This window comes from Acinetobacter sp. CIP 64.7, assembly GCF_000369745.1.
Taxonomy (GTDB): domain Bacteria; phylum Pseudomonadota; class Gammaproteobacteria; order Pseudomonadales; family Moraxellaceae; genus Acinetobacter; species Acinetobacter fasciculus.
Genome location: NZ_KB850179.1, coordinates 700,160 through 714,478 on the forward strand (window position 1 = coordinate 700,160; position 14,319 = coordinate 714,478).

General features: G+C 43.1%; 21 protein-coding genes and 1 tRNA gene. 1 reads left to right on the forward strand and 21 read right to left on the reverse strand.

Going from position 1 to position 14,319, the window contains the following annotated elements; all coding sequences use genetic code 11:
* Positions 1-59: 59 nt before the first annotated feature.
* The 15 genes from F890_RS09705 to F890_RS09775 form a co-directional block, all read right to left on the reverse strand.
* Positions 60-488, reverse strand: coding sequence for a hypothetical protein (locus F890_RS09705; RefSeq protein ID WP_005266685.1), 429 nt, complete (start codon positions 486-488; stop codon positions 60-62).
* A complete protein-coding gene (locus F890_RS09710; protein WP_005266686.1) occupies positions 481-963 on the reverse strand; it encodes a hypothetical protein in 483 nt (160 codons plus the stop codon). The genes F890_RS09705 and F890_RS09710 overlap by 8 nt, the downstream gene beginning before the upstream one ends.
* Before the next feature lie 7 nt (positions 964-970).
* Positions 971-1,168, reverse strand: a complete 198-nt coding sequence (locus F890_RS09715) for a hypothetical protein (protein WP_005266687.1) — start codon at positions 1,166-1,168, stop codon at positions 971-973.
* Positions 1,169-1,177: 9 nt separating this feature from the next.
* Positions 1,178-1,561 (reverse strand): DUF4054 domain-containing protein, encoded by a 384-nt coding sequence (locus tag F890_RS09720; protein ID WP_005266688.1) that lies wholly within the window; start codon positions 1,559-1,561, stop codon positions 1,178-1,180.
* 8 nt (positions 1,562-1,569) lie between these two features.
* A complete protein-coding gene (locus F890_RS09725) occupies positions 1,570-1,959 on the reverse strand; it encodes a hypothetical protein (protein WP_005266689.1) in 390 nt (129 codons plus the stop codon).
* 13 nt (positions 1,960-1,972) lie between these two features.
* Positions 1,973-2,968, reverse strand: a complete 996-nt coding sequence (locus tag F890_RS09730; protein ID WP_005266690.1) for a DUF2184 domain-containing protein — start codon at positions 2,966-2,968, stop codon at positions 1,973-1,975.
* 6 nt (positions 2,969-2,974) lie between these two features.
* The gene (locus F890_RS09735) at positions 2,975-3,445 is read right to left on the reverse strand and encodes a structural cement protein Gp24 (protein WP_005266691.1); all 471 of its coding nucleotides are present in this window, start codon (positions 3,443-3,445) and stop codon (positions 2,975-2,977) included.
* A 14-nt stretch (positions 3,446-3,459) separates the two neighbouring features.
* Complete coding sequence (locus F890_RS09740; RefSeq protein ID WP_005266692.1) at positions 3,460-4,644, reverse strand: DUF2213 domain-containing protein; 1,185 nt, start codon at positions 4,642-4,644, stop codon at positions 3,460-3,462.
* Positions 4,645-4,647: 3 nt separating this feature from the next.
* The gene (locus tag F890_RS09745) at positions 4,648-5,133 is read right to left on the reverse strand and encodes a hypothetical protein (protein ID WP_005266694.1); all 486 of its coding nucleotides are present in this window, start codon (positions 5,131-5,133) and stop codon (positions 4,648-4,650) included.
* Between the two features lie 132 nt (positions 5,134-5,265).
* Complete coding sequence (locus F890_RS09750) at positions 5,266-6,075, reverse strand: phage head morphogenesis protein (protein WP_005266695.1); 810 nt, start codon at positions 6,073-6,075, stop codon at positions 5,266-5,268.
* Positions 6,050-7,408 carry a DUF1073 domain-containing protein gene (locus F890_RS09755; protein ID WP_005266697.1) on the reverse strand — a complete coding sequence of 453 codons (1,359 nt, stop codon included), beginning with the start codon at positions 7,406-7,408 and terminating at the stop codon, positions 6,050-6,052. The genes F890_RS09750 and F890_RS09755 overlap by 26 nt, the downstream gene beginning before the upstream one ends.
* 8 nt (positions 7,409-7,416) lie before the next feature.
* Entirely contained in the window at positions 7,417-8,943 is a 1,527-nt protein-coding gene (gene terL, locus F890_RS09760) for a phage terminase large subunit (RefSeq protein WP_005266699.1), read from the reverse strand.
* A complete protein-coding gene (locus F890_RS09765) occupies positions 8,921-9,394 on the reverse strand; it encodes a DUF2280 domain-containing protein (RefSeq protein ID WP_005266700.1) in 474 nt (157 codons plus the stop codon). Before F890_RS09765 ends, terL begins: the two co-directional genes overlap by 23 nt.
* 59 nt (positions 9,395-9,453) lie before the next feature.
* Positions 9,454-10,095 carry a putative metallopeptidase gene (locus F890_RS09770; RefSeq protein ID WP_005266701.1) on the reverse strand — a complete coding sequence of 214 codons (642 nt, stop codon included), beginning with the start codon at positions 10,093-10,095 and terminating at the stop codon, positions 9,454-9,456.
* Positions 10,055-10,492, reverse strand: coding sequence for a hypothetical protein (locus F890_RS09775; RefSeq protein ID WP_005266702.1), 438 nt, complete (start codon positions 10,490-10,492; stop codon positions 10,055-10,057). The genes F890_RS09770 and F890_RS09775 overlap by 41 nt, the downstream gene beginning before the upstream one ends.
* 242 nt (positions 10,493-10,734) lie before the next feature.
* On the opposite strand from F890_RS09775, the gene F890_RS09780 reads away from it, so the two are divergent.
* Positions 10,735-10,917, forward strand: a complete 183-nt coding sequence (locus F890_RS09780; RefSeq protein ID WP_004646436.1) for a hypothetical protein — start codon at positions 10,735-10,737, stop codon at positions 10,915-10,917.
* Between the two features lie 70 nt (positions 10,918-10,987).
* Here F890_RS09780 and F890_RS09785 read toward each other — a convergent pair whose 3' ends face one another.
* The 6 genes from F890_RS09785 to F890_RS09810 form a co-directional block, all read right to left on the reverse strand.
* Positions 10,988-11,476 carry a recombination protein NinB gene (locus tag F890_RS09785; RefSeq protein WP_005266712.1) on the reverse strand — a complete coding sequence of 163 codons (489 nt, stop codon included), beginning with the start codon at positions 11,474-11,476 and terminating at the stop codon, positions 10,988-10,990.
* Positions 11,477-11,682: 206 nt separating this feature from the next.
* On the reverse strand, positions 11,683-11,958 hold the full coding sequence (locus tag F890_RS09790; protein WP_005266714.1) for a DUF968 domain-containing protein: 276 nt from the start codon (positions 11,956-11,958) through the stop codon (positions 11,683-11,685).
* Complete coding sequence (locus tag F890_RS18780) at positions 11,951-12,124, reverse strand: hypothetical protein (protein WP_005266715.1); 174 nt, start codon at positions 12,122-12,124, stop codon at positions 11,951-11,953. Before F890_RS18780 ends, F890_RS09790 begins: the two co-directional genes overlap by 8 nt.
* A gap of 473 nt (positions 12,125-12,597) precedes the next feature.
* A tRNA-Arg gene (locus F890_RS09795) sits at positions 12,598-12,674 on the reverse strand.
* Between the two features lie 738 nt (positions 12,675-13,412).
* Entirely contained in the window at positions 13,413-13,649 is a 237-nt protein-coding gene (locus F890_RS09805) for a hypothetical protein (RefSeq protein ID WP_004646432.1), read from the reverse strand.
* 171 nt (positions 13,650-13,820) lie between these two features.
* Positions 13,821-14,318 (reverse strand): hypothetical protein, encoded by a 498-nt coding sequence (locus F890_RS09810; protein WP_005266725.1) that lies wholly within the window; start codon positions 14,316-14,318, stop codon positions 13,821-13,823.
* Between the last annotated feature and the right edge of the window lies 1 nt (position 14,319).

Sequence of the window (14,319 nt, forward strand, 5' to 3'; positions counted from 1 at the left end):
TTAGCTAAAATTTTACGTCTAAAATGTTCTGAATAACTCATTGCACCATTGTATTAGTTTTATAATGATTTGACTATAATGGCAATCCCTTGGTCATCGAGCATATTTTCAACTGCTTCAAAAACTTCGATCGTGCCCTCGATCCAGCAATGCTCGACCAATCCCCCTAAGGTTTGGTATTCGCACATATCAGGATGATCAGGTGCAAGCTTGGCACGCACTTGATCAATCATCTGATTCAACTGTACCGACGGCGGTATCGTTGGATCTGATTCATGAATGTAAACGTACACTTCCGCTTCAAGTTCAACCTTGGCATCCAAGCCTTTCACTGGTGCTTCGGTTTGATTACCTTGGGTCACGAATAAGGCAGGACGCTCATCAGGTGCTACGTTATTGAAATGCTTTAAACGGCGACTGGTGGTTTTAATTCCCTCGATGCCTGACAAGCGATTAAACAATGCCTGGTAAATGGCTTCACTATTCACTGCTCAATCCCCTTTCAATTGCAGCATCAATATTTTTCGGTACGATCTTCGCCACCTGATCCAATGAATCACGCATAAAACGGCGCTCTTTCATGTCGACTTTGCGTGAATGGGCTTTAATCATGATTTGACGTGGTGTAATCGCCCGACCAAAGACTTTCTTAATCGTGCGCAAATGTGCCTTGATGGCCATCGTGCCTTTTAAGCCAAATTCATGAGCAAAAGCATACGGTACCAAAGCACCACCAGCACCGACTGTACCCTCGATCCAGTCCTTATCTTCTTCCACCTTGGATGAAACGGATCCTCTTAAACGCCCAGACTGCACATTCAGGCGCTGACCTGTCAGCATGTCTTCTTGAATAGTGCGCTGAAGTTTAAGTGTGAGTGCATTTACCGTGCGCCGTATTTCAGCACGTACACGTTCATTGACCTCGTTAAAATCAACATCAGCATCAACACGGTAATTACTCATACATCACCTACTTTGCAGCAGCAGTTTCCTTTTTAGATTCTGCTTTGGTTTCAGGTACCGCACGTGTAAAACCTAATGGCTGTAATGCATAGAAAATATCTGCATCAGATTCAATCGTGTTTTTGGTTGTGAGGTAATGAGTCTGACCCGCACAATCAATGGAAGTGCCCTGAAAATGCACTGGCGCTTGATACTTAAATGACATGCTTTGCTCCTAAACAACGAAAGCACCAACGCCCAAACGATTGGGATTGGTACCATCATTGCCGACTGGAATTGAATTTTTTAATGCCAGGTAACGCTGGCCATAAATGCTTTGGTTATAAAATGCATCGGTACCAGAACGTGAAAAGCTCACACTCTGACCTGCAATGGTCATACTCGAGGCATCTGAAAAGCTGTTACCTGACTTTGATTTGAGTGCAACCTTGAGAATATGTGCTGTATATAGACCCACAGCACGTTCTTTCAGATCACCAAATTCAAGTGACTTCACAACGAGATCCGCTTCCTCTAATGCGTCTGCAATTTCTGCATCAGGAAGATTCATCAGCGCCGTGTCGTACTTGAACTTCAATTTAAAAGCTTGTGGGTCCATAGATCACCTTATTCAGTGGCTTGAGTAAGTTTGGCTTGCAGCTGCTCAAGGGTTTCATCTTCAGTAAAGGTGATTTCAAGATCCGTCAGCGCTTTACGCACCTCATCAATCGTGAGCTCACCACCTTTGGATTTATCGCCCTTGCCTTTGCCATCATCAGGCTTGCCAGCTTGAGCACCTTTACCACGACCTGAAGCAGGTTTTGAATCACCAACTTCTGCAATTTCTTCAATGCTTAGTTCACCAGCATCAATCAAATGCTTAGCGAACTTGTTCTTTTGAAGTGCCTTGTGCTGGTCGGCTTCAAGTGCTATGGCGATGCCTGTTGGTAGAGTTGCTACCCCAGCAAAAACAAAAGCGGCATTAGAGCCGCTGTATTTATATGAATATTTAGCCATGTGGTTTTAATCCTTATGCATGGTCAAGGTAACGAAGCGAATCAACACGCTTCAGCCAAACGCCCTGGTATTTGTAGTGACCAGGTACAAGCACATCCAAGCCTTTCGGTTGCGCCGTCAAGAACTCAACGCTATTACCTTTGAACTGGATACATGATGGATCACGGCGGTAGATGATCGAACGGTCAGCACTTGCGGTACCCTTACCATTACCACGGCCAGATCCACGGATGGCTAATGGTTTGCCTTGAGTTGAGAAGATATTGTTTTCTTCAATGTACTTCAGGAATGTTTTACCACCTGAATCTGGCACGACACGTGTCGATAAGTGAGTGTACTGCGCTGATGCCATTAAGTAAGTGTCAGGCTCAATTGAAGAATCACCATCAAACAAATCTGACGAATCAGCCAATGAGTTATTGAAGTCGGATAAAACCTCTTCAATGGTCGCCGTAGCCCAATCATGCTGACCTGTCACGATAGTCACGCCTGTTTGGTTTAAGAAGCCATTCACTTTTTCAAGCTGTCCACTGGCATTCGCTTTGGTGTAACCGTACCAGGCCACATTTGACATGTGTTTTTCAGCAGCCAAGTTTGCAGCCTGAACTTTGTCCGCTTCAAGCGTGAGGTTCATTTGCTGTGCAGTCGCCAATTCAACGACTGAATATTGGTAGCCAATCACACCCACTTTCACCGGCAGGCTCACGGTGTCGTATTCAACTTCTGCAAGTGGAATATCATCACCGGTACCAGCATAGTCTTCACCAATACCCACACCTTTTTTACGAGATAGGATTTCACCACCACCATAGACCGCATTTACATTGGTCACTGGAATAAACTTGGCATAGTCAAGAACCTGCGCCAGCTGCGGTGTAATTTCGTTTTGTTCTTCGATCTTAACGAAGAGCTGTGCCAATGCATCCATGTTGAACGCATCGCCAACTTGTGCCTGAATGGCGTATGAAATCGGCGTTAAACGCGCTTTCATTTTTGCTAATTTGCTCATGTTTAATTAAGCTCCACGAAGATTAAGAAGGGCTAAACCATCTGCGCCTGTCACGGTTTCCCATGCTGCACCCGGTAATACTGTTCCGTCAGTTGCTGAGCTCGACAATGAACCCAACGGCGCTGCGGTGGTACCGTTTGCAGTTTTCACATAAACCGCTGCGGTAATGTCTATAATCGGCGCTGTAGGTTTGACCCAAATCGCACCTTCAAACATGATTGGCAACATATCACCGGCTTTATAGACTTCTTTACCTAAAGCGTCTTTTCCAGTTTTACCCACACCGTGGCGTACGACCACACCAAAACGTGTAGGTGTAGCACCTGCAATGGCTGTCACAGATTTACCATCCGTCGTGCGGACAACCACTTCACCGTCATTCACATTCACCAAGCCTGATAATGGCAGTGACAGTACGACTTCTTTGGCAGTCAAACGGCCACGCTGACCGACAACCGCATTTAATTGCTGAACCATAATTCAAGCTCCCCTTAAATTGTTTTGTATGCAGCAGACTTGTCATAACCCTTATTTTCATTCGAGTCTTGATTGTTGTTTTGCTGTTGTTGCTGTTTATGCAAAGCATCACCGACGGCGTTGCCTGGTGTAGTCGTTTTGACCGCAGATAATGCACGGAAGACCGTGTCGATCTGTTCAGGTTTAGCATCACCCACGGCGACACCACCAAGTACAGCGGTCACCAATGTGTCACCTGCTTTGGCTGCAATCACATCACGTTTGATTTGCTCACATGAACAGCCTTCAGTTTTGATACCAGGTACCAATGCAACGGCATCCGCAACCACTGACGCGCGTTCAGCTACGACCTGATCAAGTTTTTCAGGTGTGATTTGGTTTTTCTCAAGATCACCGACTTTTTGCTTCAGTTCTGCGTTTTCAGTCTGCAAGGTATCAACCACTGCTTGTACAGCTGGCAATTCATCACCAATAGCAAATTGTTTGTCACCGACTTTGAGTTTTGCTGCTTTTAAATTTTCAAGCTGGTCTTCTTGTTGCTTTACAGCATCTGCTAGCGCTTGGTTGTCACCAATCTCAAAGCGAATACCGTTTACTTTAATTTCCATCTTTTTCCCCTTTGGGTTTGGTTTATGGTCACCGACGCGACAATCACCGCCACAGCGACCGTATTTCACCAGCGCCACGTGATTGCCTTTAAAATTGATAAAGCGGGCTTGATACGGCGTACCATCAGGTGCCGTACCTTGTTCAAGGACAAGATCTGCGCCATAGCCCAATGAGATCTCGACACGCTCATTGTTTTGAATGGCATTGATACTGTTCTGATCTTTGATGATCAGATCACCCAGCATGAATTCACCCTCTTGGCGCACATTCTCACAATCGCCAATGTGATAGTCCTTCCAGTTGGAAGCATTGATTTCATTCTTGGGTGGGTGATAGTCCGTTGCGTCTACACCGTCGAAACTTTTGATTACTTCAGGCTTGAATAGATCATCGGCTGACACATAGACATTGATGACCTGATCCGCTGAGTACCCCTCTAAATTTGGAAATTCATAAGCGTAGTACTGACGGACTTGAGGTGCTTTGGCCAAACGTACGTTGACGCATTTGAGATACCCTTCTTGAGTAAATGAGCGTGTACTTTCGCTTGGTGCAAAGTCACCAATTTTGAGTTGGTAAATGAGTTTCATAAGTTAATGACTCAGCTTTTGTAAGATTCCGCATAAAAGAAGTGCACAAGCTACGATTGCCGCCATGTGTAAAAAGCACAATCCAAACAATCCTGAGTCGTTTTCAGGCTCAGATGCTCCAATCTTTTCTAATGGTGGAGGTGGCACAAATTCAGGTTTAGGCTCGGGCTGTTTTGCTGAATTTTGGGCATTAAAAAAGAGCCCATCGGCTCCTAATTTTTCTGCAATGTCTTTTGAGACATATCGCCCATCATCTGGCATTAGATGATCATCTAAAATCACAGCTCCAGTAAAACCACCCACCCCATGACGACGGCGTGATTTGATTATTTCCACTTTGAGTCGGCTTAAAATATCTGGATAAATTAAACAGTCAGGATAGCCACTCTGCATCACATCCCAATCCGTTTCTGACTTTGATACTGCTTTTTTGTTTTGAGCTTCCAGACGGCGATAAAAACGCTCCTTGGAAAATTTCTTTTTACGCATGACATCACCTATGGTTTTTGAGGTGGAGGCTTAGATTCGCCAGTTTTTTTAATATTGTGGCAAGGTTGGTAGCCACTCCCATTTTGACCATTGAAACGAGTACACGCCTTGCACTTACCGCACGGTTTAGATTCAGTCAATTAAGATATCCTCATAATTCGGCAACGCCGTGCATCGACATCGAACTGGTTGACCTGGATGCCCTCCGCTTGGTGGATCATCCCAACGGAATGTTTGACCATTTTTAATCCGATGATCTGTTCGAACACGCTCATCTTTTGCTGATTGCCACACGTATGTTTCCACACCCATCGATTCCTGACGCTTCTTGTTGATAGCGCCGTTGATCTTGCCCATCTGGTCGGCTGCAATCAGTCGTGCACGAAAGTCCGTACTATGACCGAGCTTTTTAATTTCCTGAGCCAATTCCTCGTTGGTCTGCCCTGTTTGCAAGGCATTCATCACCAAGGCTTCAAGCTTATCGGTGTATTGACTTGGAATAGACTTAATCAAAGAGACGTTTGCAGCAATCTGATTATCGATTTCATCCTGAATATCAGCACCGCGGAAAAACGGCGTAAGGTCCACACCAAGGATGGTCTTGGTATGACTGGCAATCTGCTTATCCACTTCCTTGCTGGTATCCATAACCACCTTAGTAGCCAAAGATACCGACACTTCCATGGTGTACTTCACCATCTTTTCACGTAACGCCGTGAATAGATCCGTTACCCAACTATCACCAATGTTCTGACCTACTGTGGGTAAAACGAAATCCTTAGTTTGTTCCTGGCAATATTTGGAGATTTCCAAAAGCTGACGTGTATAGAACAGCTCAACACGGCGATTGACCTTGACTGCCTTAGGCTTTGCCTTGCGTCCTTTCTTGCGTTTTTTGATCTGCTGAAGCTGAGGCTTAAGGATCTGTATGATCGTCGTCATTTGGCTTCACCATCGTTTCCAATTCTTTGATGTGATTTTCATCGATGACTGAGTAAACGCCGTCGATGACTAACTGACGTGCGATCTGAGGCTCAGTAATGATGGCCATATTGAGATACTTCTCATCACGCTCAGCATTGGCTTTTTCCACCTCTGAACGGACTTTCGCATCTAATTGCCAAAGCGGATTAAATACCACATCCAGTTCAGGAAATTGACGTCCAAAGGTAGACTGACAGATCACGGCGAGAAACTTCATCAAGATCGGCTTGAGGTGCCATTCCTGCTTAGTGGCAATCGAGTCGTAATAATTACGAGTATCGTGCTCACCAGTGGCATTCATTCCTGCAGGTGATTGGCCAAACAGAATCGTATAGGGAATATCTGCCGCACCCGCCGTCTGTACCGAGAATTCACGCATCATGTCAGGCAAACCACCAAAGGCATACGTTTTTGAATCGTACTTTTCATCAGCATCCAACACGATCATGCCGTTTAAGCTCTTCATCAAGCCCACAGACATGAACCGTTCCATCACGCCTTTCATGTCCTCTTTGATCTTATCGACCAGGTTAGGCGTTTGAATCACATCAATCTTCGATTCATGAATCAGGCTGGCGGATCCACGCTTAACACTGGCATGATCAAGTAGATCCTCATAGACTTCCTGCAAGATACTTTGAGGTTCTTCATTCACCACATCAGCATGCGCAATACGAATTAAGCGAGAATAGTGAATGCGCTTTTTAGCCTCATTCCCCATTTTCATATCGTAGAATTCAGGCTGTTTGAGCAATCCACAACATGCTGACGGCGGCAAATACGAGTTCTTATCTGGTGTGATGTATTTCTTTTTAACGACCGTGAAAAATTCCAAACGACCTTGGCCAAGTTTCGAAATATCTAAAGGTTGATCTAAGGCAGCACCATCAGCCGTGCCAAGCAGAATGTACACAACGCCGTAGAGCCGAGAAAGGATCAAGCCAGATAAAAGCACATGTTCTAAGTGAAATACCTTACACGCTTCTTCAAGGCGCTTTAAATCACCACCTTGTATGCCTTCATAGAACCATCCAGCACGAAGCATGTCCGATGCAGGACGATTGACGATACGGCGTGCGAGCCAGTTTTGGTACACCGCTTCAAGCTGATCATCATCAATGTCTTTCCGTACAAATTTACCTTGTGCCGCTTTATCACGTTCTGTACCAATATTCGATACCAGGTTCGTATATGCACCAGCATCACCAATAACGTTAATAGCCTGTTTTACTGCATCAGCTACAAGCGTTTTAATTTTACCGCCTGTATCCGACTTTTTATCTTTAGCCATAAATACCTCTAATCAAATACAGTCGGCTTTTTCGCAAGTGAATCATTAATCGCGTCAATCGTAGGATCCCATTGGTCATCATGTTCATGGGTGAAATCAGCTTTTAAACCCTCAATTTCTTCAATGTAGTTCAGCAACCATGGCGCACTTACAGGCAGAACAACACGACGATCCTCGACATAGAACACCACATCCATGGTCCGGGTCAGTTTGTCTGTATCACGTTGGATTGCCTTAATTGGTAATGTCGTTTCACGCGAAATGTTTTGGATCAACATCGTTCCAGATGCTTTGTCCTCAATGGCCATGTAACGAAGTTTGCCGATCTTGGTATTGCTTTCCTTGTGCTTATTGATGAAAGCCTTGGCTTCCTTAATCAGCTCAGGTGCTTCCCATTTGCCACGGCGCACATCAATGATGTAAAGCCGGTTGTCATACCCAAGGCCTGCACATAAGAAAACTGAGTAGTCGTTATGTTCTTTAATCTTCTGTGCTGTATCTGCCCAGATCGCACGCCATTTCAAAACTGGTAACTCAAGGTATCGATCAAACCATTCAGCCTTGACCAGATCTCCACCGAGCTTTTTCGGTGCCTGCTGATACTGACTGCTGAATGTATACCGAGATACCGTAGCGCCGTCTTTGTCTTGGCCACCTTTCTCCAGCTGCAGTAACGAAAGTAAAGATTCTTTTAATGGCCAGTAGCTTTGACGGCCTTTTTCATCACGTTCGACATCACGTGGTACCTTACGGCGTATATGCTCAGGCAATGTATTAATGTACTCATCATCAATCAGTGCCGGTATCGAGATCTGATGCCAATTGCCCGGGACGTTCCCAGTCATCACAAAGTTAGTCGGATCCTCAACATGTAAACGCTGCATGATCAGAATAATCGGAGTTGATGATCTCGCCTTACGTGAGTTGACTGTGTTCAGGATTTTACGATTAGCCTTGTTACGTGCCGTCTTACTAAATGCATCTTCAGGCTTGAGCGGATCGTCCAGAATAATCGCACCGGTAAATCCAGCATCTGCCAAAGTACCTGCACGGCGGCCCGTAACCTGACCACCCATCGAAGCGGAATAAACATGACCCGCTTCATAGCCGTCTACAGTCGTTTTCCAACTTGCCTTAGCATCGGTACTGGTCGAGATCTTAACGGGCCATAAGCCCTGAAAATCTGCCGATTTGACGATGTTTCGCGCCGTAGATGACACATCCTCCACAAGTGACTGTGAGAATGACAAATATAAGAATCGTGAACGCTGGTTTCGTGCGATACCTCGTGCAATCAAGTTAGTCAGTAATTCAGTTTTACCTGAACCAGGTGGAACGTTAATAACTAGGTTTTCGATTCGACCAGCAATGACTTCATCAATTGCCCAGGCAATGTATTCATGGTGCCAATTGACCGAGAACTTGAAGCCCATACGAGGCAGAAAAAAACGGCGCGTAAAGAATAAATGTTCTTTCTCGCACCGTTCCTGTTCGATCTGCATTTCCAACAAGCTAGTATTTACTTTCGAGTTCATCCATCACCTGCCTTACCAATTCTTTTGAGGCAGTTACATAGGTTGTATTTTCATTCTGTAATGGACCGCCGTCTGGGCCAGTTATTTCCTGCTTGGTTGTACGTGCGTCCGTTTCCTGATAAGCCAATTTCAACAGATTCTGTTTCGATACTTTATTCTTCCCAGCATCCTCATACATTTTCTGAATTTCTTTCAGTCGAAATGCTTGGTTTGCGATCGGAATATCAAAAATATTCTTTCGGAAATCCTCACGCGTTTTATCAAACAGATCCTTTAATTTCTTACTGAGATTTCGGCCTGCATACTTGGTTGGGTCGTAATTTTCACACTGCCGACGATCAATTTCGATGTTAAATCTTTGCATGACAGCATCTGCTACTTGTTGAGGTGTTTCAAAGCAAGCAAGAGACTGAACTATAAAGATTTTTACAGGCTCTTTTAGTGCCGCCATAATTACCCCTTTGTCATGCTACGTCATGCAAGATAGACAAAAAAAAGAGCCTTTCAGCTCTAACCAATCACACAATTCCCACAACACGCGGCCATACTTTTTTCAGATACAAACGGCGCATTCTTGGCAATTTCTAGAAGTCTTTTAACAGACTCATCAGCACCCCATCGTTTTGTTTCACCAAAGAACACTTCAACATCATGGCCAGCCAGGTAATGCTTAGGCAGTCCGGTCATATCGCTATAAATGATTTCCCCATCTTCATCCCGTTCAACTCCGATGTGATAAAGCTCATGTTCAATCAGTCGACAAAACTCACGATCTGAGGCTTGCTCACAGAAAGCAGCATCCACAGTAATCAGATATTGAGGTACAAAGCCGAACCAATCCCGCATCTGTTGTTCCTGGCGTGCTTTCTTCCAGCCGCCCACGTTAAACATCACTTTTTCACATTGCCCCAGCACCATACGTTTTTTCGCTACGGCGGCAGATGAAGCCCAAGCGAATGCAAGAAACTCTTCATTGTCATGGAGTAGTTCAGCAATATGATCATGATCCGGGTTGTGTAGTTCACCGCCGAGAGTAAGCCAGTTATTCAGAACCCATTCTTTAAGCTCTGGCGCAGGTGCCAAGCGAATGGCTTCCTCTTCCTCAGCCTGATCAATCAGCTCCGTCGGCGGGAATGGTCTGAACTGTTCCATCTTCTAATCTCTCTAACTGACTTCGAATCCAGTTAATTGCATAACCCGATTCAATTTGATGAGGTTCAAAGCGCGCAAATGTATAACCTTGATCTTCAGCAAGATCATACTTATTAAATGAATTCGCTATCTTTTTCCCACCACGACCAACCGCCCATGGACTGCCCACAATTTCTATAAGAAGGTTCAGCTTCACAATATAAAAATCAAACCGCCAATTTTTGGTTGATTCAAATTGAAACTTTCGACGATAACCAATGGCATGTTCTTCTAATTCTTGAAATAGGGTTTCTTCTGCTTCTAAGTATTTTTCTTTGGCTTTCGGTAGTGGCTTATTGCGGGGTTTGGTTTTGATTGGACGCTTCTTGGTTTTCCAGAAATATTCTTTTTCGTCCATATACACCCCTTGTATCAGCAATGTATCGAGAAGATATAAATTAAATACCTTGACTATTTAAATAGTGATACAGATCAATCTGGCGACCGGTTTATTATAAAAACCTTTGAAATATAAATAAGATATAAACATTTAAATCCTACATATATCTACACTTACGCCTCCAAATCATCCCATTGTAAGTGCTACTAGTATGTCACTCTGAATAGGTCGAATCTTCGGCAACAAAAATTGAGAAAACTATGTTAGTTAATACAAATACCGCTCAAAAAGCTTCTTTCAATCAATTTTCAAATAATGCTACTGAAAACAAGCCTAAATCAGAAAACCATACACAGAAGCCTACACAAGATAAACCCAATCAAAATGATACAACCTCCACTAAAGAGCAAGATGATCAAAAAGAAAATACAGATAAAAAGTAAATCATCGCTCAATCTTTTGATTAGTAAGAAAAGCCTATCTACCTGATGGGCTTTTTGAAATTTGAAATATCTATTCTACACAACACCACTTCAAATCATCCGGCACAGTTAAATACACACCCAACTGAGTCACAGTAAAGTCATGCACGTAATTCAAATACTCGGTCATCTGCTTAACGCTTAATTTTGTAGTACTGCAAAGTCTTATCACCTGCTCTGCAATCACCCGGTATTCTTCACATTCATTCTGCTTGAGCATTGCAATCGCATTACAGGTCTCAGCAAACTCCTGATCATCACGACGGTAGATATAAATCAGAAAGCGCTTCTTAAATTCGTAATGCAGCTGGTCTTTATGGGTGCCATTCTTCTTTTCGATTTGACCCAACCACATCCAGTACAAACGATTCTGCGCAGTTGATCTATCATCCTGTTTCTGATCAATCACCACCCTTAAAGGCTTACCCTCATTAATCGCGTGGGTGTAATTGGTATGCATGTAGTTAATGGCTTTGGTGATGTCGGCATGACTCTGGATAGGAAACACGGCTTTTTGCATTTCCTCTCCTTAAAACTTATCATGATGCAAAATTACAAAATCAAGAAACCATAATGCTTTATCTCATTGGCATCTTATTTTTAGGATTCATTATCTATTACTACAGACTTGATCAGGCCGACTCTACATCAGGCGAGTTTCCTCTTTATCTATGCATTTCATTGATCATAATTTGCATTGGTCGAGCCTGGCGTGTTCCGACTTAATCAAAACACCTCTTTATCTTCCATCACCAACATCTGATTCACTCTCACCAACCACCGATCAAACATTGCTTCACTCTCTACCCGGTTGCCCAATTGATAGGTATCGAACTCAAAATGACAGGAGTGGCATAGCGGCACAGTGAACTCATCACTGGCTTTAATCGATCTACCTTTGCCATGTTTCGCTGAATTACTGTGAGCCGCTTGTGAGTTTGGATTACCGCAACGGATGCATGGCAGCTTTCTGATTGCTGCTAATCGCTTTGCATCACGCATATAACGCCACACGTAAATTCTTAATCCGCTCTTTCAGCTTAATCATGATGCCGTCAATTGCCAGCAGCTCATTGCGCGTCAGTCCTGATCTGCTGAGATTCTGATACTTAGACAGCTCAGTACTGCAATATTCTAAGTCTTGTTTCGCTTGTACTTTGTCTGTCATGGGTACCACCAATAAGAAAAGAAAAACCCCGCCAAGTTTGTTATCTCAGCGAGGTCTTATGTGCCGTAATGCGTTCGGCAATTTTTTAGTCAAAAAAAACCCACATCATTGGGGTCGATGTGGGCGAAACTTGAAATCCAAAATGTGGAGATTTTGAATAATCGGTAAGATAATATGTATTATATTTGAGATCTAACTCGTTTTAAAAATAAACTATTAATTACTAAGTGATTTTAACGATTAAATTGAATTAAGTCACTTTATTTCTTTCATACAATCACGACACACCTTGATTTCTTCATCATCAACCGTGTAGTCGATCTCAGTCGCACCATGTAGGCCGAATAAACATAATAAGAATTGGAGCATTTGGCTCTCCTTTTGATCTCATAAGTAAAGCAAACCACCGGATGCCTCAGCGCAATATTTCCGGTAATGCGCTATCTATGACAGGTTTGCTTTCTTTTGAAATCTGGCACGCCATGTAGGACTCGAACCCACAACCATTGGTATAGAACACCCATGCTCTTTCCAGTTGAGCTAATGGCGCTTTAAAAAGGACATGGCAAATTGCCACACCCTTGCCTTAGATTACGATACTGACCAGCTCGGCAACTGATCTACCGCTACTCACAATCACACACACCTAACATGCACGGTCTGCTTTACTTGCTTTCAATCCTCTTTAGGTCGGGGCGCTACTCCCTGGTCTAGATTCCCGAAGGAGGTTTACTCGATGGCATGTTCCACTGGTCAGCACTCCAGCAGGCTTGGGTCGCCTTTTTACAGGCAATAAAAAGCCCACTTACTCGTCAAAATAAGTGGGCCAGTGCTGTAGTCACTTTCTTCGTATTACGTCTTCTTCTTATCGCAAAAACAATATAGCACCAAGGCTTTGATCAGAAAGTATAGAAAATACTAAGAAAATGTTTTTAAATGTTGAGCTTGAGTTAATTTTCTTTTCAAATAATAAATTCTAATCATCAAAAAAAATCCTATATTGAAATGAGCTTTCAGTTTAGCCTCAAGAAATCTATTTGGAGGCCTCTATCTTTTCAACTATCTTCTCAAGATTTTCAATCTGTCTTTTTTTATCAGTCCTATACTGATAGAAGCAGAAAAATAATAAAAATATGGACGTGAACAATATTCCGCCTACAAATATAAGATTTTTACGTTCCAAGACTATACTCACTTGCTCTGAATATAGTTCCAAGTATGACATCTTGTTGATTAAAGAAATATTAAAAAAGCCCACCATTTGGCGAGCTTTCCTCGATGCTTAAACCTATTTTTGACATTTCACGTTAAACTGGTATTCGTCTTGAGTGACTTTAATTTTAATATTTTTATATTTTCGTTTGTTTGGATCCATTGCCGAGCCAGCCACTTCCTCAAAAAAGCTACGATCATTCATTAGCTCGCCATACGCTTTATAGCCTAATAAAATCTTTTCAGGCTTTTCGCCTTCAGCCACTAATTTACCGAGAGTATCTTCTAGTTTTTTAACAGTTAAAATCGCCATTTCAATTAGAGCTCAAAAACAAAAAGGCATTATCACTTAATTTTATGAATAAATAATGTCAAAAAAGCCCACCTTTCGATGAGCCTTCTATCAGTAGTGCGACTTACTTACACTTCGCGCCACTATACCATGAATTTAACAAATGCTTTCCGGAAGGTCAAGAAGTTCTAATCACTTATATTCAATAAATTTATATCGGCAATGCAGTGCAGCCAATCCACACTTTACATCTTGCTCTGCCCCATACCTAGATCGCTCTGGTGTAACCATCTGCGACCACGAATTCCCATAAAAATAACGGCAGATAATCGCATCCATCCACTCATCCATGATTTCACTCTGACCCTGCATATCCAAAATCAAACGCTGTACTGCCCGAGCCTCGTTATCATCGATCTCACAAACAACTCCTGATCTTGATAACTTTGGCTTTTCCTCTGACAACATGGAATCAGCAATAATTTGACGAGTCTTTCTCACACCCAACTTAAACTTGCGCTGCTTTACAATCGCTTCATCCATAGCAACAGCAATAGGGTTAATGCTTTTGCCACACGTTCCAGCCACGCTATTCATCCATGCTCCAAATTGATAAAGCCATTCCTCTAGTGAGTACTTACCCCAATCAACCGCCTGCATAATATTTTGAACCTTAACCATCGCATTCATC